The sequence below is a fragment of the Pseudomonas sp. LBUM1643 genome (genome assembly GCF_059716215.1).
Map to the genome: position 1 here is coordinate 5,949,163 of NZ_CP166813.1, position 24,765 is coordinate 5,973,927.

Genomic DNA, 24,765 nt, shown 5'->3' on the forward strand with positions numbered 1-24,765 from the left:
ATCAGCTACCGGTACCGGCGCCCCAGATTCCGCCCAGGCTTTGCAGCAGCGAACCGCCAACGCCTTGCTGACCGAGGTATTGCAGGATCACCGGGGCAAACTGGCCGATCATGCCGCTGTCCATGCCCAACGCGCTGAAGGCGTTGTTCAAGTCATTGGTGTCCTTGACGGCGCCCAAGGCGTTATCCAGGCCGGCCGACTTGCCAGACGAACCCAGCAACCCGGCGAGGGCGCCCAGTTCTCCACCGCCCGACAGCTTGTCGATCCCCGGTACGCTTTTGGCCAGCTGCGAATAGTCAGTCGAGCTCAATTGATTTTTCGCCAACCCCAGCATCGCGCTGGTACCGCCAACGGCCTGCTGCGGCGTCACGTTCAACTGGCTGAGCGCACCCAATAGGTCCGCCGTCTCCGAAGTCGGCGCGGCCGCTGTCGCTGCGTTATTACCCTTCATGCCCGAAATGGCATTGGCCGCATCGGTCAGGCTGAACTGAGCAAAGACCGGACTGGCCGCCAGACTCATCAGCGAAGCCAGTGCAAAACCGCGTGAAATCTTCATCCAGACATCCTCTTGCGTCATGAAAAACCGCCCACTCAGGAACGGAAAAAACTGCCGATTGGACCGGGCATCAGCCAGCATGTTCCTCGGCCATGCATCCATATTCATGCAGGGTACGTATATGAAGTGTGAAACCCCGGATGCTGTGCGATGAATGGCAGGTCGTGATGCTGCGACGAAGGGTCGGGGACACCTGAAAGCACTTCGACCCTAACAGTTCTGCTAGTACCCAATACCAGTGGATTAGGTCACAGTTTATCCCTGATCGATGCCCACTTCAGGGAGCCCACGCCCATGCAGACCTACAGCAAAACGCTGCTTTGCCGCTACCACTACGACCCTCTGGATCGACTGGTAGATTGCAAATTGTCGGGACAGGAAAGCACTTGGCGCTTTTATCAGAAAGATCGTCTGACCACAGAGATCCACGGCGCCCTGAAGCGCTCGATCATGCAGCATGCAGACCAGCTACTGGCGCAACAACAGCGCCCGACGGACACTGTGGAAACCAGCCTGCTCGCCACCGATCAACAGCGTTCAGTATTGAACGTGCTCAACGCATCCACTCCTCAGCCAATCGCTCACACACCCTACGGTCACCGCCCATTGGCCAGCGGCTTGCTCAGCCTGCTCGGCTTCAATGGCGAGCGGCCTGATCCGGTGACCGGTCATTATTTATTGGGTAATGGATATCGTGCGTTTAATCCGGTGCTCATGCGTTTCAATAGTCCAGATAATATGAGTCCGTTTGGGGCAGGAGGCATCAATGCGTACGTGTATTGCATGGGGGATCCGATCAATCGGGAAGATCGTTCCGGCCATACGCCGATACTTATCCTCCTAATGGATTTTTTCAGGTCAGCCACACATAAGCGGTTCCGTCGTTTATCAGCGAGTTCAGAATCGGTAAGCAACTCGGCATCGAGTTTGAGAACTGCACCTTCCAGCACTGTAGACGTACCCGTAGGAGTCATAATACCCGAGCTTGATGCACCCCCTGTACATGGAGCCGAGACCGCAATAGCAGAAGCAAAGAAACTTCAGTACTCCGGACGAAAACTAAAGAAGCTCGAGCATTCAACATCCACATTAAAAAACTACGAACAGAACAGCGACAAATTCATACGTAGAGTTGAAACTCGAATTCTTGAAGATTATCCCGATCCAGACATCCAACCTGCCGCCTACCACACTGACGCAGTGGAAATATTCAATCGTGAATTAACACACCAGAAGGACAAAGTTATTCGGAGAACCGAAAAGTTAAACAAAAAAATCCGAGAGTTATAATTTACAAACTACTTCGCAACTTAACGCCACCGTCAGATCTGGCAGGCAGGCAGGCAGGCAGGCAGGCAGGCAGGCAGGCAACGTTCGCCGATTGCGTAACAATAATCCCCTGAATTGACTCATTCTTCGAGAGCACATGACCATGCCATCGAACCGAAATACGTTGCTTTGCCGCTACCACTACGACCCGCTGGATCGACTGATCGATTGCGCACTTTTGGGGCAAGAGGTCGCACAGCGCTTTTATCAAAAGGATCGTCTGGCCACAGAAATCAGCGGCGTCGTACAGCATTCAATCATGCAGCATGCAGACCAGTTGCTGGCGCAACAAAAGTGCAAAACCGACACCGTAGAAACCAGCATGCTGGCCACCGATCAACAGCGCTCAGTGTTGAACGTACTCGGCGCGTCCACTTCCCGATCAATCGCTCACACACCCTACGGTCACCGCCCCATGGCCAGCGGCTTGCTCAGCCTGCTTGGCTTCAACGGCGAACGGCCGGATCCGTTGACAGGATGTTATTCGTTGGGGAACGGCTATCGGGCTTTTAACCCGGTGTTGATGAGGTTTAACAGCCCGGACAGTTGGAGTCCGTTTGGGAATGGAGGGTTGAATGCGTATGCGTATTGCGTCAGAGACCCGGTGAATCGCTCGGACCCAACTGGGCACGTCCCCTCGTGGTTGAAAGCCGCTCTTCGATCTGCCGGATTGATGAGGGATAGAAAACGACCGCTCGTCAGCGATTCTACCGTTTCCACCGGGCCTTCTCGAAATCCAACGGCAAATCTGCGCCCTCCCGCTTCCAACACAAAGACGCCGGCATGGACGACCCAGGACAATTTGGCTTTCGCTGGGACCGAAGCACGTCACCCTGGTGCTCCAAATTTTTCCAACTCACAACAATCATTAAACGGGTACGCAAGCGACAGCTCTCAGGCCTCATTTCGTGACATTCAACCACTTTCCGCTCACCAATCAACGTCCGGCGGTACACCGCCTCGAAGTAGGCGTGGAGCCGTTACCTATGACGAGCAGATGGAGGGAATCGTAGCCGCTTTGAGAGCCAGGCACGAGGAGGACAATCTCACAACGCATTTAGCCGAGCCGGCACCTGGCTATTTCCAATCGTTTCGCCCACCGCCGAATTACGGCAATCAGACTTTACCTTCTTATCAGCAAGCCTTGACTAACGCCGCCCACCTTCAGGATTTATACAAACAATTAAACCGGGTCCGAAGAGCAACAATATAAATGAACATAAAAAGGCGCCTCGAAAGGCGCCTTTAATTGTGAGCCTTACGCCGCACTAAACAACTTATGCGGATCAATCACAAATTTCTTAGGCACGCCCGCATCAAACTCGCCATACCCACGCGGCGCATCATCCAGGCTAATCACTTCCACACCCACGATGTCCGCGATATGAATGCGATCCCACATGATCGCCTGCATCAATTGACGGTTGTACTTCATCACTGGCGTCTGCCCAGTGTGGAAGCTGTGGGATTTAGCCCAGCCCAAACCGAAGCGGATGCTCAAGCTGCCCATTTTCGCGGCAGCGTCCACGGCACCTGGATCTTCGGTGACGTACAGGCCAGGGATACCAATTTTGCCGGCAACCCGCACCACGCCCATCAACGAGTTGAGCACAGTCGCCGGCGCTTCGTGCTTCACGCCATCATGGCCGTGACCACGCGCTTCGAAGCCCACGGCGTCGACGGCGCAATCCACTTCCGGTTCGCCCAGCAGTGCAGCGATCTGTTCGTGCAGCGGGGTGTCCAGAGACAGGTCTGCGATTTCGAAACCTTGAGCCTTGGCGTGCGCCAGGCGAACGGTGTTGACGTCACCAATGATCACCACGGCTGCGCCCAACAGGCGAGCAGAGGCGGCAGCCGCCAGACCGACCGGGCCAGCGCCTGCGATGTACACGGTGCTGCCTGGGCCAACGCCAGCAGTCACTGCACCGTGGTAACCGGTGGGCAGGATGTCGGAGAGGCAGGTCAGGTCGCGGATTTTCTCCATCGCGCGATCGCGGTCCGGCAGTTTCAGCAGGTTGAAGTCAGCGTACGGCACCATCGCGTATTCAGCCTGGCCGCCAGTCCAGTCGCCCATGTCGACATAGCCATAAGCGCCACCAGGACGCGCCGGGTTAACACTCAGACAAACGCCGGTGTGCATTTCTTTGCAGGAACGGCAGCGCCCGCAAGCCACGTTGAACGGTACGGACACCAGGTCGCCGATTTGCAGGTTTTCGACGTCGCTGCCCTTCTCGATCACTTCACCGGTGATTTCGTGGCCCAGGACCAGGCCGGTCTGAGCGGTGGTGCGACCGCGCACCATGTGCTGATCGGAACCACAGATGTTGGTGGACACCACGCGCAGGATGACTGCGTGGTTGATCTTCCTGCCGCGCGGGTCCTGCATTTTCGGATAGTCGATTTTCTGTATTTCGACTTTGCCATTGCCGAGATACACCACACCACGATTGCCAGACATGCTTTCACCTCGCTGTTGTTTTTATGTAGCGCTCGCGTCGCCATCGATGGGCGGCGCGTTGTTTGCTCGGGTACAGATGCTGTTTATGGGTTGCTTGTAATGGCCTCATCGCCAGCAGGCTGGCTCCCACTTTGATTTGGGTGAACACAAGATTTGTGAACCCCCAAAAAACCTGTGGTTTCGGGTGAACACAGGATTTGTGAACACTGCAAAACCCTGTGGGAGCTAGCCTGCTAGCGATGACGACCTAAAGAACAACAGTTCTATTGGCGTTCAAAAACACTCGCCGCTCAATGTGATACCCAACGGCCCGCGCCAACGTCAGCCCCTCGATATCCCGCCCCTTGGCGATCAAATCTTCCGGGTAATGACTATGGTCCACCGCCTCCACGCCCTGGGCGATGATCGGGCCTTCATCCAGGTCGTTGTTGATGTAATGCGCCGTCGCGCCCACCAGTTTCACGCCCTTGTTGTAGGCCTGGTGATAGGGCTTGGCACCCTTGAAACCCGGCAGCAGGGAGTGATGGATATTGATCGCCTTGCCGTCGAGTTTGCGGCACAGCTCTGGCGAAAGGACCTGCATGTAGCGGGCGAGAATCACCAGTTCGGCGCCGGACTCTTCGATGACCTGCCACACCTGACGTTCCTGGGACGGCTTGTCGTTCGGGTCCAGCGGGAAGTGGTAATACGGAATCTGATGCCAGTCGGCCAACGGTTTGAGGTCGGGGTGGTTGGAGACCACAGCGGCCACGTCCATCGACAGCTGGCCGATGCGCTGGCGGTAGAGCAAGTCGTTGAGACAGTGATCGGCCTTGGACACCATGATCACCACTTTCGGCCGATAGTTCGGCGCGGTCAGTTCGAAGATCATGCCAAAGGCTGCACCGCGCTCTTGCAGACCGGCGCGGAACGACTGTTCGTCGAAGCCGTCGGGCTGGCGGAATTCGACGCGAATGAAAAAACGCCCGGAGAGGCGATCATCGAAGGAATGGTGCTCGGTGACGTAGCAGCCCTGCTCGAACAGAAAGCGGGTCACCGCATCCACGGTGCCGAGGACGCTTGGGCAGTCGGCGGTCAGAATCCATGTGTCTGGTGCGCGGCTCATAGTGCGGTGACTCCTGTTCGAAAAGTAGCAGCAACGCAGCTTTATGTAGCAGCTGCCGAAGGCTGCGTTCGGCGACGAAGTCGTCGTGAAACCTGCGGCAGCGCTCTTTCAGATTGACCCGGAACTCAGGGTTTACGACGACTTCGTCGCCGAACGCAGCCTTCGGCAGCTGCTACAGGGCTCTCTTTAAGCCTGAACACTCAGCCCATACTCAGCCGCCGCATCCTGCAACCACAACCACCAGTAATCCGAGAAACTGCGGCGAATCAGCAATTCCCAGGTGTCTTCAGCGGTATGGCGAATCACCAGCTGTGATTTGGCAAACACCGTACCCACCGCTTTACCCACCGGGAAGCTGTTCGGGTGCACGTCATAGCTGGTGGATTTCATCAGCACCTGACGCACGTTCGGGCCGCTCAGTTCGAGGATCTGCTGGCCGCCACTGACGTTGACGATTTGAATGTGCAAATCGCCCAGCGCTTCACGGAGTTTTTGTTCGGCGGCGAATTCTTCACCGGTTGGCACGATCAGCAGCCATTCATCCGGCCCCATCCATTGCAGGCTGGTTTCGCCTTTGACGATCACGCTGAGGGCGCCTGGCAGTTCGATGCCGAGGGCCTTGTGCACGCCGGCGCTGAACGCCGCATCGTGACCATCCCCACGAATAGTCAGATGACCGAGGAGTTTTTTCTCACGCACGATCACACCGGCGTTTTTGCGCCCTTTGCCCACCAGGCTGGCGAGGTCGGCATGGTGCAGCGACGACTCGGCCTTGGCCCCGGTGGTTGGACGTTGTTGGTAAACATTGGCTGCGGTCATAAAGCACCTTTCCTGAATTCTGTTGATTCCTGTAGTGGCTGCACTGCCGTCATCGCCAGCAGGCTAGCTCCCACATTCAACCGCGTTCCCCTGTGGGAGCTAGCCTGCTAGCGATAGCGGTAGCCGACTCTCCACAGGACCCGAGGCCACTAAACGTTCTGGTGCTCACCCTTCGGATCGAAGAACACCGAAGAAACGATTTCCGCCTCGATCACGCTGCCGTCAGCCAGTGGTGCGAACACTCGCTCACCCATCCGGCTCAGCCCGCCTTTCACCACGCCCATGGCAAACGAATAGCCCAGGGAGTTGTGCGCATAGCTGGAAGTCACGTGGCCGACCATGCTCATCGGAATCGCTTGCTTGGTGTTGAACACCAGCTGCGCGCCTTCCGGCAGCCATTTGTTCGGATCGATCGGCTTGAGGCCCACCAACTGCTTACGCTGATCCCGCACACAGTCTTCACGGTTCATGCCGCGCCAGCCGACCCACGAGAACGGTTTGGTGCGACCTACACACCAGCCCATGTTCAGGTCGTCCGGGGTCATCGAGCCGTCAGTGTCCTGGCCGACGATGATGAAGCCCTTCTCGGCCCGCAGTACGTGCATGGTTTCGGTGCCGTACGGCGTCAGGTTGTACTGCTTGCCCGCCTCGACAATTTTTTCCAGCACGCCCATCGCATAGTCGGCCTGAACGTTGACTTCGTATGACAGCTCACCGGTAAACGAAATCCGGAACACCCGCGCCGGCACACCACCGACCAGGCCTTCTTTCCAGGTCATGAACGGGAACGCTTCATTGCTCAGGTCGATGTCGGTCACTTCGCTGAGCAGCTTGCGGCTGTTCGGCCCGGACAGGGTCATGGTCGCCCAGTGATCGGTGACCGACGTGAAGTACACCTTCAGGTCTGGCCATTCAGTCTGCTGGTAGATCTCCAGCCACTGCAGCACGCGTGCTGCGCCGCCGGTGGTGGTGGTCATCACGAAATGGTTGTCGGCGAGGCAGGCGGTTACGCCGTCGTCGAACACCATGCCGTCTTCTTTGCACATCAGGCCGTAACGCGCCTTGCCCACGTCGAGCTTGGTCCAGGCGTTGGTGTAGATACGGTTGAGGAACTCACGCGCATCCGGGCCCTGGATGTCGATTTTGCCCAGAGTCGAGGCGTCCAGCAGGCCGACGCTGTCGCGCACGGCTTTGCATTCGCGCTTCACGGCGGCGTGCAGGTCTTCACCGTTTTTCGGGAAATACCATGGACGTTTCCACTGACCGACGTCTTCGAACTCGGCGCCATTTTTCACGTGCCAGTGATGCAGCGCGGTGAAGCGCACAGGTTCGAAAATGTGCCCGCAGTGACGACCCGCCACGGCACCGAAGGTCACCGGCGTGTAGTTGGGACGGAACATCGTGGTACCCATCTGCGGGATGGTCACGTTCAGCGAACGGGCGGCAATGGCCAGACCGTTGACGTTGCCCAGCTTGCCCTGGTCCGTACCGAAGCCCAGCGCGGTGTAGCGTTTGACGTGCTCGACCGACTCGAAGCCTTCGCGGGTCGCCAGTTCGATGCCGCCAGCGGTGACATCGTTCTGGAAGTCGACGAATTGCTTCGGCGCTCGTGCAGAGTTCTTTTCATGAGGCACCTGGAACAGCGCCAGGGTCGGCTCTTCGAGACGGCTAAGGGCCTTCGGCAACGAGCCTTCGACCGCACCGAAGCCGGCTTCGCTGGCTGCGCGTGCGCCACCTTCGAAACCATCGGCCAGGGAATCGCCGAGACCGTAAACGCCATTGATTCCGCCGACGCACACACGCTTCTGCGGTGCTTCCCCCGGTACAAAACCGAGAATATCTTCACGCCAGGTCGGCTTGCCGCCCAAGTGCGAAGCCAGGTGAACCACCGGGCTGTAACCGCCGGAACTAACGACCAGGTCGCAATCAAGCCACTCACCCGGGCTGGTCACTGCGTGAGCTTTGACATCAATCGCCGCCACACGAGCAGCGGTCACGCGCTTGGTGCCACGGGCTTCGATCACGGCGCTGCCGGTCAGGATGCGAATGCCTTTTGCGCGTGCTTCTTCAACCAGTGCACCACGCGGATTGCTGCGAGCATCGGCGATGGCCACGACTTGCAGGCTGGCGTCGAGCCAATCCAGCGCCACGCGGTAGGCGTGATCGTTGTTTGTCGACAGCACGAGTTTTTTGCCCGGTGCCACGCCGTAACGACGCACGTAAGTCGACACAGCGCCGGCGAGCATGTTGCCCGGCACGTCGTTGTTGCCGTAAACCAGCGGACGCTCGTGAGCGCCAGTCGCCAGGACTACACGCTTGGCGCGAACCCGGTGGATACGCTGACGCACCTGGCCAATCGGCGCGCGGTCACCAAGGTGATCGGTCAGGCGCTCGTGAATGGTCAGGAAGTTATGGTCGTGGTAACCGTTGACCGTAGCGCGGGGCAACAGCAGCACGTCCGGGGTGTTTTTCAGTTCGTCGAGGACGCTGGCAACCCATTCCACGGCCGGTTTGCCATCGAGGCTTTCGCGGGAATCGAGCAGGCTGCCGCCGAACTCTTCCTGTTCATCGGCAAGGATCACCCGGGCGCCGCTGCGGGCCGCCGCCAATGCAGCGGCGAGACCTGCGGGACCACCGCCGACAATCAGCACGTCGCAGTGCTGGTTCATGTAGTCGTAGGTGTCCGGATCGTTCTCGGTCGGCGAGCGGCCAAGACCGGCAGCCTTACGGATGTACTTCTCGTACGTCATCCAGAACGATTGCGGGTACATGAAAGTTTTGTAGTAGAAGCCCGGTGGCATCAGCTTGCCGCCGACCTTGCCGAGAATCCCCATCATGTCGTTGTTCACGCTCGGCCAGCCGTTGGTGCTGGTGGCGACCAGACCTTGATACAACGCTTGTTGCGTGGCGCGCACGTTCGGGATCTGCGTGGCTTCGGTGGCACCGATCTGCAGCACCGCGTTCGGCTCTTCCGCACCGGCGGCGAAGATGCCCCGTGGACGGGAATACTTGAAGCTGCGGCCGATGATATCCACACCGTTGGCGATCAGGGCGGCAGCCAGGGAGTCGCCTTCAAAGCCTTTGTAGGTCTGGCCGTTGAAGGTGAAGCTCAGCACTTTGTTGCGGTCGATCCGTCCGCCGTTGGACAGGCGATTGATCTGGCTCATACCTTCTCTCCCAGAGCCGTCGTGGCCGCTTTCGGGCTATCGGTCTTGTCGGTGAATTGTGGCTTGGTGCCGATCTTGTAGGTCTCGAGAATCTCGTAGGTCACGGTGTCGCGGGTCGCGTTGAAGTACTGGCGGCAACCGGCAGCGTGAATCCACAGTTCGTGGTGCAGACCGCGTGGGTTGTCGCGGAAGAACATGTAGTCGCCCCACTCCTCGTCGGTGCAGGTCGTCGGGTCCAGTGGACGCGGGATGTGCGCCTGACCGGACGCGTGGAATTCCTCTTCGGAGCGCAGCTCGCCGCAGTGAGGACAGAAGATATGCAACATGGGGATTTCTCCTGTTAGTGGGCAACCGCAGCAGCGCCGTGTTCATCGATCAACGCACCGTTGTGGAAACGGTCGATGGAGAAAGGTGCGGCCAATGGGTGCATTTCACCCTTGGCCAGGCTCGCGGCAAATACGTTGCCTGAGCCAGGTGTAGCCTTGAAGCCGCCGGTGCCCCAACCGCAGTTGAAGAACATGTTCGGTACCGGGGTTTTCGAGATGATCGGGCAGGCATCCGGCGTGGTGTCGACGATGCCGCCCCACTGCCGGTTCATGCGTACGCGCGACAGCACCGGGAACATCTCGACGATGGCCTGGATGGTGTGCTCGATCACCGGGTACGAACCGCGCTGGCCATAGCCGTTGTAGCCGTCGATACCGGCGCCGATCACCAGGTCGCCCTTGTCGGACTGGCTGATGTAACCGTGCACGGCGTTAGACATGATCACGCTGTCGATAATCGGCTTGATCGGCTCGGACACCAGCGCTTGCAGCGGGTGGGATTCGATCGGCAGGCGGAAACCAGCGAGCTTGGCCATGTGCCCGGAGTTACCGGCAGTCACTACGCCGACGCGCTTGGCGCCGATGAAGCCCTTGTTGGTTTCGACGCCGATGCACACGCCGTTTTCCTTACGGAAACCGATCACTTCGGTCTGTTGGATCAGGTCCACGCCCAAGGCGTCAGCGGCACGGGCAAAACCCCAGGCCACGGCATCGTGACGGGCCACGCCGCCGCGACGCTGAACAGTCGCACCCATCACCGGGTAGCGGGTGTTTTTCGAGCAATCGAGGTACGGAATCTCGTCAGCCACTTGCTTGGCATCAAGCAGTTCACCGTCGACGCCGTTGAGGCGGTTGGCGCTGACCCTACGCTCGGAATCACGGATGTCCTGCAGGGTGTGGCACAGGTTGTAGACGCCGCGCTGGGAGAACATCACGTTGTAGTTCAGGTCCTGGGACAGGCCTTCCCACAGTTTCATCGCATGCTCGTACAGGTGCGCCGACTCGTCCCACAGGTAGTTGGAGCGAACGATAGTGGTGTTGCGCGCGGTGTTACCGCCGCCCAACCAGCCTTTCTCGACCACGGCCACGTTGGTGATGCCGTGCTCTTTGGCGAGGTAGTAAGCGGTCGCCAGACCGTGGCCGCCACCGCCGACGATGACCACGTCATAGACCTTTTTCGGGGTCGGCGTGCGCCACATCTTCTGCCAGTTTTCGTGATGGCTGAGGGAGTGTTTGAAGAGGCCGAAGCCTGAGTACCGTTGCATAGTCATTTACTCCAAAACCGCACTCAGCGATAAACCGGGAAGTCCGCGCACAGAGCCGAAACCTGCTGGGCAACATTGGCCTCGACATCGGCGTCGCCGAGGTTGTCGAGGATGTCGCAGATCCAGCCGGCCAACTCGACACACTGCGTCACCTTGAAGCCGCGCGTGGTCACTGCCGGGGTGCCGATCCGCAGGCCGGAGGTCACGAATGGGGACTGTGGATCGTTCGGCACAGCGTTCTTGTTCACAGTGATGTGGGCACGACCGAGTGCCGCATCCGCCTCTTTACCGGTGAGGCCCTGACGGATCAGGCTGACCAGGAACAGGTGGTTATCGGTACCGCCGGACACTACATCGTAGCCGCGTTTGATAAATACGCCGGCCATGGCCTGGGCGTTGTCGATGACTTGTTGCTGGTAGGCCTTGAAGCCCGGCTCCAGCGCTTCTTTGAAGCACACTGCCTTACCGGCGATCACGTGCATCAACGGTCCGCCCTGACCACCGGGGAACACGGCAGCGTTGAATTTCTTTTCCAGCTCTTCGTTGGCCCTGGCCAGGATCAGACCGCCACGTGGACCGCGCAGGGTTTTGTGGGTGGTGGTGGTGACCACATCGGCGTACGGCAGCGGGTTCGGGTACAGGCCAGCGGCGACCAGACCGGCCACGTGGGCCATGTCGACGAACAAGTACGCGCCGACCTTGTCAGCGATCTGACGGAAACGCGGGAAGTCCAGGGTCTTCGAATAAGCCGAGAACCCGGCGATGATCATTTTTGGTTTGTGCTCGACTGCCAGGCGCTCGACTTCGTCGTAGTCGATCAGGCCGGTGGTGGTGTCGATGCCGTACTGCACAGCGTTGTAGAGCTTGCCGGAGAAGCTGACTTTGGCGCCGTGGGTCAAGTGACCGCCGTGGGCCAGGCTCATGCCCAGCACGGTGTCGCCTGCATTCAGCAGCGCGAGGTAAACAGCAGCGTTGGCCTGGCTGCCGGAGTGCGGTTGCACGTTGGCATAGTCGGCACCGAACAGTTGCTTGGCGCGCTCGATGGCCAGGGCTTCAACCTTGTCCACGTGCTCGCAGCCACCGTAGTAACGCTTGCCCGGATAACCCTCGGCGTATTTGTTGGTGAGGCCACTGCCTTGCGCTTCCATGACGCGTTTGCTGGTGTAGTTCTCTGACGCGATCAGCTCGATGTGATCTTCCTGACGTTGCTCTTCGGCATTCATCGCCGCCAGCAGTGCATCGTCGTAACCCTGGATCTGGTCTTGCTTGCTGAACATCGCGTCTCTCCCAGCGGCGGTGGTGCGCCATTCGTCTCGGTGAGGCATGTACCTTTCGGCCGTGCCCTTTGAATGCGATGGTATGACCGGCGCAGACAGGCCAAATGCCTACGGACGCCACGCAAAGGTGCGTTTACGACATGACACGAAATGACCTGAAGAGGGCCGCTGGACGTGGCGAGGGGATTTATCCCCGTTGGAGTGCGTAGCGCTCCCCTGCACTCCTCGATAACTGACTTTGCGACTGCTTCGCAGCCGAACGGGGATAAATCCCCTCGCCACAGGGGAAGGTCAGACCAGGAGTTGGCGCAAGGCCAGGAGCGCCAGGAAATGCGCGGGATAGAGCGCATATGCCCAGCGTCGCATTGGCGGCGGTTGGAGATGCCTGGCATGTCGCAACAAGGACAGCCCGATCAATGGCGCGACCAGACAAGCGACGGCGCCGGATATGGCTGCATTGCTGCCCAACCGCGCGGCCTGATACAGCACCTCCCACTGATTGGCGGCGAGGCATACGACCCCCGGCAGCAGGCTGAAATACCAGGGCCGTCTGATCACCAGCAACATTGCCAGCGGCAACAGCACGCCGAAGAAACCGAACATCAGTCGCTCCGGGAACAGGGCCGCCAACACCACGGCACCCACCGCCAGCAGCCGCGTTTGCAGTGTGCCGTGCTGCCAGCCCCGCGCCACCAGCAAGCCCAACACCAACGTAGGCATCACGTTCAAGGTGTCGGGATCCGGTATGAAGAGGCGATAAGGAATCTCGCTGATGGCACTGAACAGCAGCAGCCAACCGAGGTATCGCCACTGGCCCTCTTGGGTCATTGCACGCGCCCGAGCCAGATTTGCGGCCATCGCCAGACAAAACCACGGGAACGCCAACCGCCCGGGCACATACAGCAGATCAACGGAGTAACCGACATATCGCAGGTGATCGAGCACCATGCTCAACAGCGCCAACCACTTGAGCAGATCGAGTGCACCATCGCGGTGAGTCATGTGCATAATTGCCCATCGTTTTTGTGTTTTTCTGACAGATACATCGCGTGTGCTCCCCGGACGATCTTCGGTAAAGTGCGCACCATCATTGACCACGAAGCCCTTCACCATAAGAGCTTCGCACACGGAAGCCGGCCATGACCGACAAGAGCCAACAATTCGCCAGCGACAACTATTCCGGTATTTGCCCTGAAGCCTGGGCTGCCATGGAACAGGCCAACCACGGCCACCAACGCGCTTACGGCGACGATGAGTGGACAGCCCGCGCCTCTGATCAATTCCGCAAACTGTTCGAAACCGACTGCGAAGTGTTCTTCGCCTTCAACGGCACCGCCGCCAACTCCCTGGCCCTGTCATCGCTGTGCCAGAGTTATCACAGCGTAATCTGCTCGGAAACCGCCCACGTCGAAACTGACGAATGCGGCGCGCCGGAGTTTTTCTCCAACGGCTCCAAGCTGCTTGTCGCCCGCACTGAAAACGGCAAGCTGACCCCGGAATCGATCCGCGAAGTCGCCCTCAAGCGCCAGGATATCCACTACCCGAAACCGCGCGTAGTGACCCTGACCCAGGCGACCGAAGTCGGCAGCATCTATACCCCCGAAGAAATTCGCGCCATCAGCGTCACCTGCAAAGAACTCGGCTTGAACCTGCACATGGACGGCGCGCGATTCTCCAACGCTTGCGCTTTTCTTGGCTGCTCCCCAGCAGACCTGACCTGGAAGGCCGGCGTTGACGTGTTGTGCTTTGGTGGCACGAAAAACGGCATGGCGGTGGGTGAGGCGATCCTGTTCTTCAACCATAAACTGGCCGAAGATTTCGATTACCGCTGCAAGCAGGCCGGTCAGCTGGCTTCGAAGATGCGCTTTCTGTCGGCGCCTTGGGTCGGAATTCTGGAAAATGACGCATGGCTCAAATACGCCCGTCACGCCAACCATTGCGCGCAGTTGCTGGCTGAACTGGTCAGCGACATTCCGGGCGTGGAACTGATGTTCCCGGTGCAGGCCAACGGTGTATTCCTGCAACTCTCGGAACCGGCCATCGCGGCCCTGACCGCCAAAGGCTGGCGCTTCTACACCTTTATCGGCAATGGTGGCGCACGCTTCATGTGCTCGTGGGATACCGAAGAAGAACGCGTACGGGAATTGGCGGCGGATATTCGCGAAGTCATGTCCCGCTAAGCTCACCTGCGGAAGCATCCGTAAACGCCCTGTAAATGCCCTGCAGCACTGTAGGATTTGTAGGATTTGTAGGGCTTGTAGGACTGTAGGAGCTGTCGAGTGAAACGAGGCTGCGATCTTTTGATTTTAAAGATCAAGATCAAAAGATCGCAGCCTCGTTTCACTCGACAGCTCCTACAGATCCACAGACCACAGATCCACAGGTCCACAGGTCCACAGGTCTACAGGTCTACAGGTCTACAGACCACAGATCACAGATCACAGATCCACAGATCCACAGATCCACAGGTCTACACAGCTCCTTGCTCCCCTGGTCTACATTGTGTGTCGAGCCCTTGCTCGCAAAACAATAATCAGGAGCGCACGCATGTCATTACAAGGCAAAACCCTGTTCATCACCGGCGCCAGCCGCGGGATCGGCCGTGAGATCGCGCTGCGGGCTGCGCGCGACGGGGCCAATATTGTGATTGCCGCCAAAAGCGCCGATCCACACGCCAAACTGCCGGGCACGATTTTCAGTGTCGCGAAGGAAGTCGAGGACGCAGGCGGCAAAGCGCTGGCCTTGCAAGTAGACGTGCGTGATGAAGTTGCGGTGCGCGAGGCACTGGCTCAAGCCAATGAACATTTCGGCGGCATTGATGCACTGATCAACAATGCCGGCGCGATCAAACTGACCGGCGTTCAGCACATCGAACTCAAGCGCTTCGACCTGATGCATCAGATCAACACTCGCGCCGTGTTGCTGTGCAGCCAGGCCGCCCTGCCCTATCTGAAAAAAACCAATGGCCACATCCTCAACCTGTCGCCTCCGCTGAATCTGGCGACCAAATGGTTCGCCCAATACAGCCCCTACACCGTGACCAAATACGGCATGAGCATTCTGACTCTGGGCATGAGCGAGGAATTCAAGAACTATGGCATCAGCGTCAACTCGCTATGGCCGCAGACTATGATCGCCACAGCCGCCATCGAATTTCAGCTCGGGTCGCGGGATTCGTTCAAGCATGCGAGGACGCCGGCGATCATGGCGGATGCGGCTTACGTGATTCTGGACAGCCGTGATCGCAGCATCACGGGGCGGTTGCTGATTGATGAAGAAATTCTGGGTGAACACGGGGTGACAGATTTTGGACCGTATCGATTTTCACCGGACTCCACCGACAGACTGATGCCAGACCTGTTTGTCGACTAGCTCGGGCGCTACAAAATCGTCATAAGCAGCGCGGCATCACGAAACGATACCGCACCGCTCATCGGTTCTGTCATTTATGACAGTTCTCCTCCCTACATTACTGGCATAGCTTCTGAGTACCCGCGAAGAATTTACGCAGTCTTTCGGGAACAAAAACCTGTCGAACGTTCGACGGTAAAGCCATGTATTAGTAGAGAGTGATCCAAATGAGCAACCAACCCTTAGGTAAACTGCTGAAAAACGATTCGGGTACCACCGCCACTGAAGTGGATTGGGATGAATTTCAAAAACTTGCACAGATCGGCGAAACCTATAAAGCAACTGGCGGACAGTACAAAATTGTGGATAAGGTTTACGAGGAAACCATGTCAGGCTCAATCGCAGTAAAACTCTTCTACGAGTGATTGTAGTTAACGACTCCAGCGGCTCACGTCACGGATCGATGGCGCCACGTTGACCGGCACCGGCAACTCGCAAAGTGACGCTGGGCCAAACTCGCAACCCGTCCACTACGGAGAAGAGAAATAACCCCTCACCATAAGATCGTGTTCATTGCGTCTATCTCGCATCAAAACGGCATTAGCCTATCTACGAGATCAGCCTGCCGTCATCGGTCGCGCTAGAACTCGATCCGCACATCCCCTTTCGGCACGCTGCAGCACGACAGGATGAACCCCTCGGCTTCGTCTTCCTCGGTGATCCCGCCGTTGTGCTCCATCTCCACCTCGCCGCCCAATTTCAACACCTTGCACGTCCCGCAAATCCCCATCCCGCAGGCTTTCGGAATCAGCAGGCCGAGCTTGGCGGCTGCCGCATGCACGGTTTCCCCGGGCGCCACACGAATGCTTTTCCCGGAAGCAATGAATTCCACCTGGTGCAGATCCGCCAAGTCCACTTCTGGCGCATCCGCTGCTATCTCAGCTTGCTCCACCGCATCGGCACGGGCTTCCGGTGGCGTCGCGCCGAACGACTCCTCGTGATAACGCGACATGTCGAAACCGACCGATTCGAGCATGCGTTTGACCGCATTCATGTACGGCGTCGGTCCGCAGCAGAACACTTCGCGCTCCAGGAAGTCCGGCGCCATCAGTTCCAGCATTTTGTGGTTCAGGTAACCGCGATAACCGGCCCAGGGCTCGCCCAGACCATGCTTCTCGCAGATCAGGTGCAAGCTGAAGTTGTCGATCCGCGACGCCATGTGCTCCAGCTCGCGGTGATAGATGATGTCTTTGGGTGAGCGGGCGCTGTGGATAAACACCATGTCGACGTTGCCATTGGTGTCATAGAACCAGCGCGCCATCGACATCACCGGTGTAATGCCGACGCCGCCGCTGAGGTACAGCACTTTCGGCGCGGTGAAGTCCATGGCGTTGAACAGCCCGACCGGTCCGTGCACCGCCAGCTCCTGACCTTCATGCAGGGTGTCGTGCAACCAGTTGGACACCTTGCCCCCCGGCACGCGCTTGATCGTCACCGAAAAGCTGTAAGGCACCGACGGCGAGCTGGAAATGGTGTACGAGCGCATGATCGGCACGCCCTCGATTTCCAGCTCAAGGGTGACGAACTGCCCCGGTTTGAAGAAGAACAGAATCGGCTGGTCGGCCATGAAACAGAAGGTGCGCACGTCCCAGGTTTCCTGGATGACTTTGACGCAACGGACGATGTGTCGACCATTGGCCCAGGTCTGGGTCGTTACCGGATTCAGGAAGCTGTTGGACATGCTGTTCTCCACCGCCGATGCTCGGCCTTATGTTGGCGATTCTGCGTATAGCGCGAACCACCCATTTACCTATCTGCGACATTCACATACTTATCGCGACCAGCCCCCAACTACCGGGGGTTGCGCGTCGGGAACAGATTGGGCCATGTCGCCCATGGATAAGGTTCCGGGTAGCGCCGGCCCCACACTCGCTTCACACCACTACTGTTTCTTTACACCTTGCGTAGCAAACCTGATTAGCCACTTTCGCCGGCCTCACAGAAAGGCCATGAGGATCAAATCGATGGACGTCACCGCAAAAATCAGCCTGGGCGATCCGCTGGAACCCGCACGCAAGGCCACCGCGCAAATGCTCCAGGAGCGCGAACGCACTTACTCGCTGCCGCAGCCGTTTTACTCTGACGAGCGGCTGTTTGATATCGACATGCAGGAGATCTTCCAGAAAGAGTGGTTGATCGCCGGCATGACCTGCGAGATCCCGACCAAGGGCAACTACCTGACCCTGCAGGTCGGCAAAAACCCGATCATCGTGATTCGCGGTGCAGAAGGCGTGGTGCATGCGTTCCATAACGTCTGCCGCCACCGTGGTTCGCGCCTGTGCACCAGTGAAAAAGGCAAAGTCGCCAAGCTGGTCTGCCATTACCACCAGTGGACCTACGAGCTGGACGGTCGTCTGTTGTTCGCCGGCACCGAGATGGGCTCCGACTTCGACATGAAGCAGTACGGCCTCAAACCGGTGAACGTGAAGACTGCCGGCGGCTACATCTTCATCAGCCTGTCTTCGACCCCGCCAGCCATTGATGATTTCCTGTCGACGCTGAACCATTACATGGAACCGTACGACATGGAGAACACCAAGGTGGCAATCACCACCACCTTGATGGAAAAGGCCAACTGGAAGCTCGTGCTGGAAAACAACCGCGAGTGCTATCACTGCAACGCGTCGCACCCGGAACTGCTGAAAACCCTGCTGGAATGGGACGACGTTACCGACCCGCGCGCCGATCAGGCATTCAAGGACCACGTCGCCGCCTCCGCTGCATCGTGGGAAGCCGAGAAGATCCCGTACGCTCACGCCAGCTTCGGCCTGCGTAACCGCATCGTGCGCATGCCACTGCTTAAAGGCACCGTGTCGATGACCCTGGACGGCAAACAGGGCTGCGCCAAACTCATGGGCCGCATCAAGAATCCGGACCTGGGCTCGATGCGCATCCTGCATTTACCGCACTCGTGGAACCACTGCATGGGCGACCACATCATCGTCTTCACGGTGTGGCCGATCAGCGCTAAGGAAACCATGGTCACGACCAAATGGGTTGTGCACAAGGACGCCGTTGAAGGCTTGGATTACGACGTCGACCGCATGCGTCAGGTCTGGGACGCGACCAACGACCAGGACCGCCGTCTGGCCGAAGAGAACCAGCGAGGGATCAACTCCACCGCTTACCAGCCAGGTCCGTACTCCAAGACTTATGAGTTTGGCGTGGTGAACTTTGTGGATTGGTACAGCGAGCGGTTATTGAGCAATCTGGGGGCTGAGCCTGCGCCGTATCTCAAAGGGGTTCCAGTCCAAGGCTAACGCTACCGCCCCTGTAGGAGCGAGCCTGCTCGCAATGAACCTGAGAACACCGCGGAGTCTCAGGTTTCCAGCGCCATCGTTGGAGCCCATCGCGAGCAGGCTCGCTCTTACAGGCCATAGCACTGTACGAAATATGACCTATACCGTTCGGACCTATACCCACCGTGCCTCCCAGCCTTCCGCAAACAACTTATCCACACCTCCACCCACAGCTAATGGGGACAAGTGTGGGTTTGCGCAAAACTTTCTCCTCAGAACCCGAAGAAAATCCGTGACTTATCCAGATTCACGGTTTTGAACAGCGATTGGCTGTTTTTTGACCACAAGCCTGAAAGGCACGCCTGACGTGGCCTGTAGACGACCGCGAACACCTTATCCACAGAAGCGCCAACAGACTTTGGGGGCAACTTGAACGACGCTGTGGAAAACTGCTGAAACCCCCGGGTTTTCTGCGTTCGAGGGCTGATTCAAGTCTCAAACAGCACGTTTGATCGTTTTTTAACCAAGGCCATGAAATCCACGGTTTACAGGGCCTGCAGCGGACAGCGAACATCTTATCCACAGAAGCGCCAACAGAGATTGGGGGCAAGTCTCGCGCTTATTCTTTCTATTGCTCAGGAAAACGCGTTAAAAAACGACAACTTAGGCTGGTTGTTTTTTGATCTTACGGCTACAGGTCACGATTTGCATGGGCTGTAGCAAGGGACGAACATGTTATCCACAGATACGCTAACAGGGACTGTGGGTAAACTGGCCGGACATGTAGCAGCTGCCGAGCCTGCGAGGCTGCGTTCGCGGACGCAGTCCTCGCCAGCGGTAATTTTTTTGGTGAAGGAATTACGACCGCTTCGCGGCCGAACGCAGCCTCGCAGGCTCGGCAGCTGCTACAGAAAGCCAGGTTGCAGGGTTAGCGAACCCTACTTCGATCAATGCCTCAGACATGGCAAGGCAAAAAAACCGCAGCCTCTCACCTAAGGCCGATGCATCAGATAGGCCTCGCCCGTCACCCGAATCATCGGATGCGGCGTGACCTGGCAGGTATCGACGATACGAAAGCCATGTCGCTCGTAAAATCGCCGGGCGCCGGTGTTCGCGGCGTAGTCGATCAGGCTCAAGCCGTTGAGCCCGAGCTGACTTACACGGTCATAGGCATAGGCGAGAAACTGCTTGCCCAGGCCCTGATTTCGCCAGCCCTCATGCAGCGCCAGGCTGGAAATATAGAGGGTGTCGTGGATTTCCATCGTGGCATACGGGGCCAGTACCGGATCGGTCGTGGTTTCTGCCAGCGGATCGTGACGCATCACGTAACTGTGCATCATGCCAATGACCTGCCCGTCCGCTTCGGCAATCAGGCAGTTCTGGTAAGAAAAATCCACATCTTCACGAGCGTAGCGAATTGCGCCGACATCCAGCAGATCCTGGCCGGGCTCTGCTATCTGGCTCCAGATGTAATCCGAACAGCCTTCGGAAGAAATCTGAAACAAGCGGGCAATCTCTCGCGCATCCGCGCGCACTGCCGAGCGAAACTCAACGGCCATTGAACAGCACTCCATAAAAACAAAAGAGCGCCCGATTTAACGCGGGCGCTCATGGTGCGGCAACTCACCTGATGGAAGGTTGTATATTCAGATATTGCAACCTGAATCCCTGCGTCATCGGACCACGCCTTCTTCGATCAGCAGCTTGAGGATCGCATCGGCACCGGCTTGAGCAGTAACACCTTTGAGCACTTGCCCACCCCCACCGCTAGCCTTGGCTGTTGCGGCCTTCATCCGGTCGGCGCCGCTCTTGGCCTTGATCACCTTCAAGCGTTTCGGCCGTGGTTTCGCCGGTTGCAGGGTAGCGACCGCGAGCAGTTCATCGTCGATCACTTCAATATCATCGGCCTGCAAAATACCCCTGCGTGCTGGGCCATAAGCACTTTGCCGGGGTTTGGGCGCAGCGTTATCCACAGTCGCCAAAAACGGCAGACGCACTTTCAGGCGACGCCGCTGACCACGCGGCAACGCTTGCAGAACAAGCGCCGAGCCTGCGTCGATGGATTCCACCTGAGCCAGCCCCACCACCAGCGGCCAGCCCAGGCTTTCGGCCAGCAGGAACGGCAGCATGCCCGAGCCCTCACCCGTTTCCGCCTGGCTGCCGGTCAGGACGACTTGCGCCCCGGCTTCACGCAGGTACGCGGTCAACGCCGGCAAAGCGTCGGAACCCGACGGCTGTTCCAACACATGCAACTGCTCCAGCCCCATGCCCAAATACGCACGCAACGCGGGCTCTGCGACGTCGCCGGCATGCAGCACTTGCAGGTTATCCCCAGCCAGTTGCAGACCCAGCTCCACCGCTCGCGCATCCTGCTCGGCGCGACGTGGCCGGCCGGAGGTCGGGTGGGCGCCGATGGACACCAGGCTGATGATTTTCGTGCTCATAACCCTTTCCTTCCCTTAGGCCGCATCGCGCTTGGCGTCGTTGCGGTAGGCCGCTATCGCATCGATCAAGGCTTGAAGAATCTCGGCGCTCTCGCCGATTACCGACAGGTCGGCCCGTTTGATCATGTCGCAGCCCGGATCGAGGTTGATCGCCACCACCTTGTCGCAGGCACCAATACCCTGCAGGTGCTGAATCGCGCCGGAAATCCCCACGGCCACATAGACCCGCGCAGTGACCCAGGTGCCCGAGGCGCCAACCTGCCGATCACGCGCCATAAAGCCATCGTCCACCGCCACCCGGGATGCGCCTTCGGTGGCGCCGAGGGCTTCGGCGGTCCTGTGAAAAAGCTCCCAATCCTTGACACCATTGCCGCCGGAAAAAATGAATTCGGCTTCCGCCATCGGAATGGCCGCTGGGTCTACCGCGACCGCACCCAAATCTTCGATACGGGAAAGGCTGCGCGCCACGGTTGTGGATAACTCCACGGGCAAGGCTTCGTGACGGGTTTCACTCACAGGTTCGGCACACTCGACGGCGGCCAGAATCAAGCGCGCAACCGGTCGCGCCAGGTCTTGCAAGCCAGCACCGGCACGGCCGATACATTCCTGATCCTTGACCTGCCAGACCCGCGTCGCCGGGCGTTCGCCCAAGGCTGCGGCAAAGCGCCGACCCAGTTCACCGCCGCCGCTGCGGCTGTCGGGCAGCAGCCAGTGACGCGGGCTGAACTGGTTATCCACAGCTCGCAAGCCCTGGACCCGCTGTTCCGGTGCATAACCGCTGAACGCCTCGCCGTCGAGCACCAGCAACCGATCCACGCCAGCGGTAGCGAAGGCCGCTTCCTTGTGCTCGCCAAAAATCACGGCCAACACCGCGCCATCCTGACCGGCCAGTTGATGCGCCAGACCCAGCAGGTCGCGATCGTGGCTGCTCAAGCGTCCACCGACCATGTCGGGCACCACGCTGATGTAAAACGCTGGCTGCGGTACTTGATGCAGTGGCAGTTGCACTTCAACCGTGGCCGAGCGTTTGGTCGCTCCGCCCTGCTGTGCGCCGCTGCGGTCGATACGTTTGATGCCGTTTGGACCAATGAAACCCATGCCATGGGGATTCTTGCGGATGACCCCATTGGGCCCCATCCAGCTGTGTTGCGCCGGCTGCATGGCCGCGTGCAGCGGGTGCAGGCGGTTGCGGGCGATCCATTCGGCGCGGGGATCGCGGCGGATAATGTCGCTCATCAGTGGGCCTCCGCAGGTTCTTCACGTTTCAGCGGCGCATTCGGTTTGCTCGGTGCTGCATCTTCGAGCAACGCGTCGGCTACCAGTTCGGCGATGTCCTTGATCAGTGGACGCGGTTCGACCACGCCTTCGAGCATCGCCGTGCACTGTGGACAACCCACGGCCACCAACTCGGCGCCCGTCTCGCGGATGTCTTCCATGCGCATGTCCGGAATCCGTTGTTTGCCCGGAATGTCGGTGATCGGCGCACCACCGCCACCACCGCAGCAGCGCGATCGGAAACCAGAGCGTTGCATCTCTTTCACTTCGATGCCGAGGGCGCGCAATACCTCGCGCGGCGCCTCGTATTCGCCGTTGTAGCGGCCGAGGTAGCACGGGTCGTGATAGGTCACGCTGCTGCCTTTGTGCTGACCGAGATTCAGGGCACCCGCACCAATGATTTCCGCCATGTAGGTGCTGTGGTGCTGCACGAGGTAGTGGCCATCGAAAGCGCCGTACTCGTTTTTCAGCACATGGAAGCTGTGTGGATCGCAGGTGACGATGCGGTTGAAGCTGTATTTGACCAGGGTCTGGATGTTGCGTTTGGCCAGCAACTGGAATGTCGCTTCATCGCCCAGGCGTCGTGCTACGTCACCGCTGTCGCGCTCTTCCAGGCCCAGTACCGCGAAGTCGACCTTGGCCGCTTTCAGCACTTTGACGAAGGCGCGCAAGGTGCGCTGGTTGCGCATGTCGAAGGCGCCATCGCCGACCCAGAACAGCACGTCGACCGACTTTTTCTCGCTGAGCAGATTCAAGTTCAGATCCGCCGCCCAGTTCATCCGCCCGCCCGGTGCGAAGCCGCCAGGGTTGTCGGTCGCAATCAGGTTTTCCAGGACTTCGGCGCCCTTGTTCGGGGTCGCACCTTTTTCCAGAGTCAGATGGCGGCGCATGTCGACGATGGCATCGACGTGCTCGATCATCATCGGGCATTCCTCGACGCAGGCCCGGCAGGTGGTGCAGGACCACAGGGTGTCGGCGTCCACCAGACCGTTGACGATCGGTTGATGTGGATTGCCGGCGTGTTCGCCAATGGGTTTTCCTGGATACGGGCTACCGGCGAACTTGGCGTCGGTGCCACCGGCCAGGCCAACCACCATGTCCTGAATCAGTTTTTTCGGGTTCAACGGCTGACCGGCGGCGAACGCCGGGCACGCCGCTTCACACTTGCCGCACTGCACGCAGGCGTCAAAACCGAGCAGTTGATTCCAGGTGAAATCCTTGGGTTTTTCCACGCCCAGCGGCGCGGTTGGGTCGTTGAGGTCCAGCGGTTTCAAACCCGTGGAGCGGCCACCGCCAAAGCGTTCGGCGCGACGGTGCCAGGCCAGGTGCAACGCACCGGCGAAGGCGTGTTTCATCGGCCCGCCCCAGGTCATGCCGAAGAACAGCTCCGACACGCCCCACAGCACCCCGACAAAGAGGATCGCCGCCAGCATCCAGCCACCAAAGTTTTGCGGAAGAATGCCGGCCACCGGCAGGGTCAACAGGAAGAAGCTCGCCGAGAACGCCAACAGGCTTTTCGGCAGACGCATCCATGGCCCTTTGGACAGGCGAGCCGGTGGGTTGCGACGACGCAGGTACATGAAAATCGCACCGACGAACATCACCGCCGAGGCAATCAACAGGGCAACGCCGAGAATGCGGCTGTGCAGGCCGAAACCGTGAACCAGTATCGCCAGCACAATGGACGCTACCGCACCACCGGCCGTGGCGACGTGGGTGTTGGCAATGTATTTGTCCCGCGCAACGACATGGTGCAAATCGACCATGTAGCGCTTGGGCATGGCGAACAGGCCACCGATCAGGTCGACCTTCGAGGCTCGTCCCCGGCGCCACATAGCCACCCGCCGCACCGCGCCGAGGACAGCCAGGCCCAGGGCAGCGAACAGCAGGATTGGAAGAAGGGTGTTCAACATGGTGGAGCTCCCAAAGACCTCGGGGTCATGTGCGCGCCGGTAAGAGCGACGTACCTACTTGTGGCGAGGGAGCTTGCTCCCGCTGGAGCGCGAAGCGCTCCCAACAGCCGCTGGTGTCTATCTGATACACCTCGACTGCCGGTTTTGGGGCCGCTTCGCAGCCCAGCGGGAGCAAGCTCCC

General features: G+C 58.9%; 20 protein-coding genes. 6 read left to right on the forward strand and 14 right to left on the reverse strand.

Going from position 1 to position 24,765, the window contains the following annotated elements:
• Position 1: 1 nt before the first annotated feature.
• Entirely contained in the window at positions 2-556 is a 555-nt protein-coding gene (locus tag ACA063_RS26930) for a DUF2780 domain-containing protein (RefSeq protein WP_497663990.1), read from the reverse strand.
• 294 nt (positions 557-850) lie between these two features.
• Between ACA063_RS26930 and ACA063_RS26935 the strand changes: the two genes are divergently transcribed.
• Both ACA063_RS26935 and ACA063_RS26940 read left to right on the forward strand, forming a co-directional pair.
• Positions 851-1,846 (forward strand): RHS repeat-associated core domain-containing protein, encoded by a 996-nt coding sequence (locus tag ACA063_RS26935; protein WP_497663991.1) that lies wholly within the window; start codon positions 851-853, stop codon positions 1,844-1,846.
• Positions 1,847-1,982: 136 nt separating this feature from the next.
• Positions 1,983-3,098, forward strand: a complete 1,116-nt coding sequence (locus ACA063_RS26940; RefSeq protein ID WP_497663992.1) for an RHS repeat-associated core domain-containing protein — start codon at positions 1,983-1,985, stop codon at positions 3,096-3,098.
• A gap of 45 nt (positions 3,099-3,143) precedes the next feature.
• On the opposite strand, the gene fdhA is transcribed toward ACA063_RS26940, so the two are convergent.
• From fdhA to ACA063_RS26980, 8 genes are all read right to left on the reverse strand, one after another.
• Positions 3,144-4,343 (reverse strand): formaldehyde dehydrogenase, glutathione-independent, encoded by a 1,200-nt coding sequence (gene fdhA / locus ACA063_RS26945; protein ID WP_007947729.1) that lies wholly within the window; start codon positions 4,341-4,343, stop codon positions 3,144-3,146.
• Positions 4,344-4,590: 247 nt separating this feature from the next.
• A complete protein-coding gene (gene purU, locus ACA063_RS26950; RefSeq protein ID WP_194691087.1) occupies positions 4,591-5,448 on the reverse strand; it encodes a formyltetrahydrofolate deformylase in 858 nt (285 codons plus the stop codon).
• A 186-nt stretch (positions 5,449-5,634) separates the two neighbouring features.
• A complete protein-coding gene (locus ACA063_RS26955) occupies positions 5,635-6,267 on the reverse strand; it encodes a sarcosine oxidase subunit gamma (RefSeq protein ID WP_123513157.1) in 633 nt (210 codons plus the stop codon).
• Between the two features lie 149 nt (positions 6,268-6,416).
• Positions 6,417-9,434 carry a sarcosine oxidase subunit alpha gene (locus ACA063_RS26960; RefSeq protein WP_497663993.1) on the reverse strand — a complete coding sequence of 1,006 codons (3,018 nt, stop codon included), beginning with the start codon at positions 9,432-9,434 and terminating at the stop codon, positions 6,417-6,419.
• Positions 9,431-9,760: a sarcosine oxidase subunit delta gene (locus ACA063_RS26965; protein ID WP_162436200.1), complete on the reverse strand. Its 330-nt coding sequence runs from the start codon at positions 9,758-9,760 to the stop codon at positions 9,431-9,433. Before ACA063_RS26965 ends, ACA063_RS26960 begins: the two co-directional genes overlap by 4 nt.
• 14 nt (positions 9,761-9,774) lie before the next feature.
• A complete protein-coding gene (locus tag ACA063_RS26970) occupies positions 9,775-11,025 on the reverse strand; it encodes a sarcosine oxidase subunit beta (RefSeq protein ID WP_007947735.1) in 1,251 nt (416 codons plus the stop codon).
• A 23-nt stretch (positions 11,026-11,048) separates the two neighbouring features.
• Positions 11,049-12,302, reverse strand: coding sequence for a serine hydroxymethyltransferase (glyA, locus tag ACA063_RS26975; RefSeq protein WP_497663994.1), 1,254 nt, complete (start codon positions 12,300-12,302; stop codon positions 11,049-11,051).
• 291 nt (positions 12,303-12,593) lie between these two features.
• A complete protein-coding gene (locus ACA063_RS26980) occupies positions 12,594-13,310 on the reverse strand; it encodes a TraX family protein (protein ID WP_497663995.1) in 717 nt (238 codons plus the stop codon).
• A 131-nt stretch (positions 13,311-13,441) separates the two neighbouring features.
• Between ACA063_RS26980 and ACA063_RS26985 the strand changes: the two genes are divergently transcribed.
• The 3 genes from ACA063_RS26985 (at position 13,442) to ACA063_RS26995 (ending at position 16,078) form a co-directional block, all read left to right on the forward strand.
• The gene (locus ACA063_RS26985) at positions 13,442-14,482 is read left to right on the forward strand and encodes a threonine aldolase family protein (protein ID WP_497438997.1); all 1,041 of its coding nucleotides are present in this window, start codon (positions 13,442-13,444) and stop codon (positions 14,480-14,482) included.
• 367 nt (positions 14,483-14,849) lie between these two features.
• Positions 14,850-15,674: an SDR family oxidoreductase gene (locus tag ACA063_RS26990; protein WP_497663996.1), complete on the forward strand. Its 825-nt coding sequence runs from the start codon at positions 14,850-14,852 to the stop codon at positions 15,672-15,674.
• 206 nt (positions 15,675-15,880) lie between these two features.
• Positions 15,881-16,078: a hypothetical protein gene (locus ACA063_RS26995; RefSeq protein WP_497663997.1), complete on the forward strand. Its 198-nt coding sequence runs from the start codon at positions 15,881-15,883 to the stop codon at positions 16,076-16,078.
• Positions 16,079-16,293: 215 nt separating this feature from the next.
• Here ACA063_RS26995 and gbcB read toward each other — a convergent pair whose 3' ends face one another.
• The gene (gene gbcB / locus ACA063_RS27000; RefSeq protein WP_497663998.1) at positions 16,294-17,394 is read right to left on the reverse strand and encodes a glycine betaine monooxygenase reductase subunit; all 1,101 of its coding nucleotides are present in this window, start codon (positions 17,392-17,394) and stop codon (positions 16,294-16,296) included.
• A gap of 283 nt (positions 17,395-17,677) precedes the next feature.
• Here gbcB and gbca point away from each other — a divergent pair, with 283 nt between their 5' ends.
• Positions 17,678-18,973: a glycine betaine monooxygenase oxygenase subunit gene (gene gbca / locus ACA063_RS27005; protein WP_497663999.1), complete on the forward strand. Its 1,296-nt coding sequence runs from the start codon at positions 17,678-17,680 to the stop codon at positions 18,971-18,973.
• Positions 18,974-19,944: 971 nt separating this feature from the next.
• On the opposite strand, the gene ACA063_RS27010 is transcribed toward gbca, so the two are convergent.
• From ACA063_RS27010 to dgcB, 4 genes are all read right to left on the reverse strand, one after another.
• Positions 19,945-20,511 carry a GNAT family N-acetyltransferase gene (locus ACA063_RS27010; protein WP_497664000.1) on the reverse strand — a complete coding sequence of 189 codons (567 nt, stop codon included), beginning with the start codon at positions 20,509-20,511 and terminating at the stop codon, positions 19,945-19,947.
• A 114-nt stretch (positions 20,512-20,625) separates the two neighbouring features.
• Positions 20,626-21,396: an electron transfer flavoprotein subunit beta gene (gene etfB, locus ACA063_RS27015; RefSeq protein ID WP_497664001.1), complete on the reverse strand. Its 771-nt coding sequence runs from the start codon at positions 21,394-21,396 to the stop codon at positions 20,626-20,628.
• A gap of 15 nt (positions 21,397-21,411) precedes the next feature.
• Positions 21,412-22,632, reverse strand: coding sequence for an electron transfer flavoprotein subunit alpha (gene etfA, locus ACA063_RS27020; RefSeq protein WP_497664002.1), 1,221 nt, complete (start codon positions 22,630-22,632; stop codon positions 21,412-21,414).
• On the reverse strand, positions 22,632-24,584 hold the full coding sequence (dgcB, locus tag ACA063_RS27025) for a dimethylglycine demethylation protein DgcB (RefSeq protein ID WP_497664003.1): 1,953 nt from the start codon (positions 24,582-24,584) through the stop codon (positions 22,632-22,634). Before dgcB ends, etfA begins: the two co-directional genes overlap by 1 nt.
• Positions 24,585-24,765 lie beyond the last annotated feature (181 nt).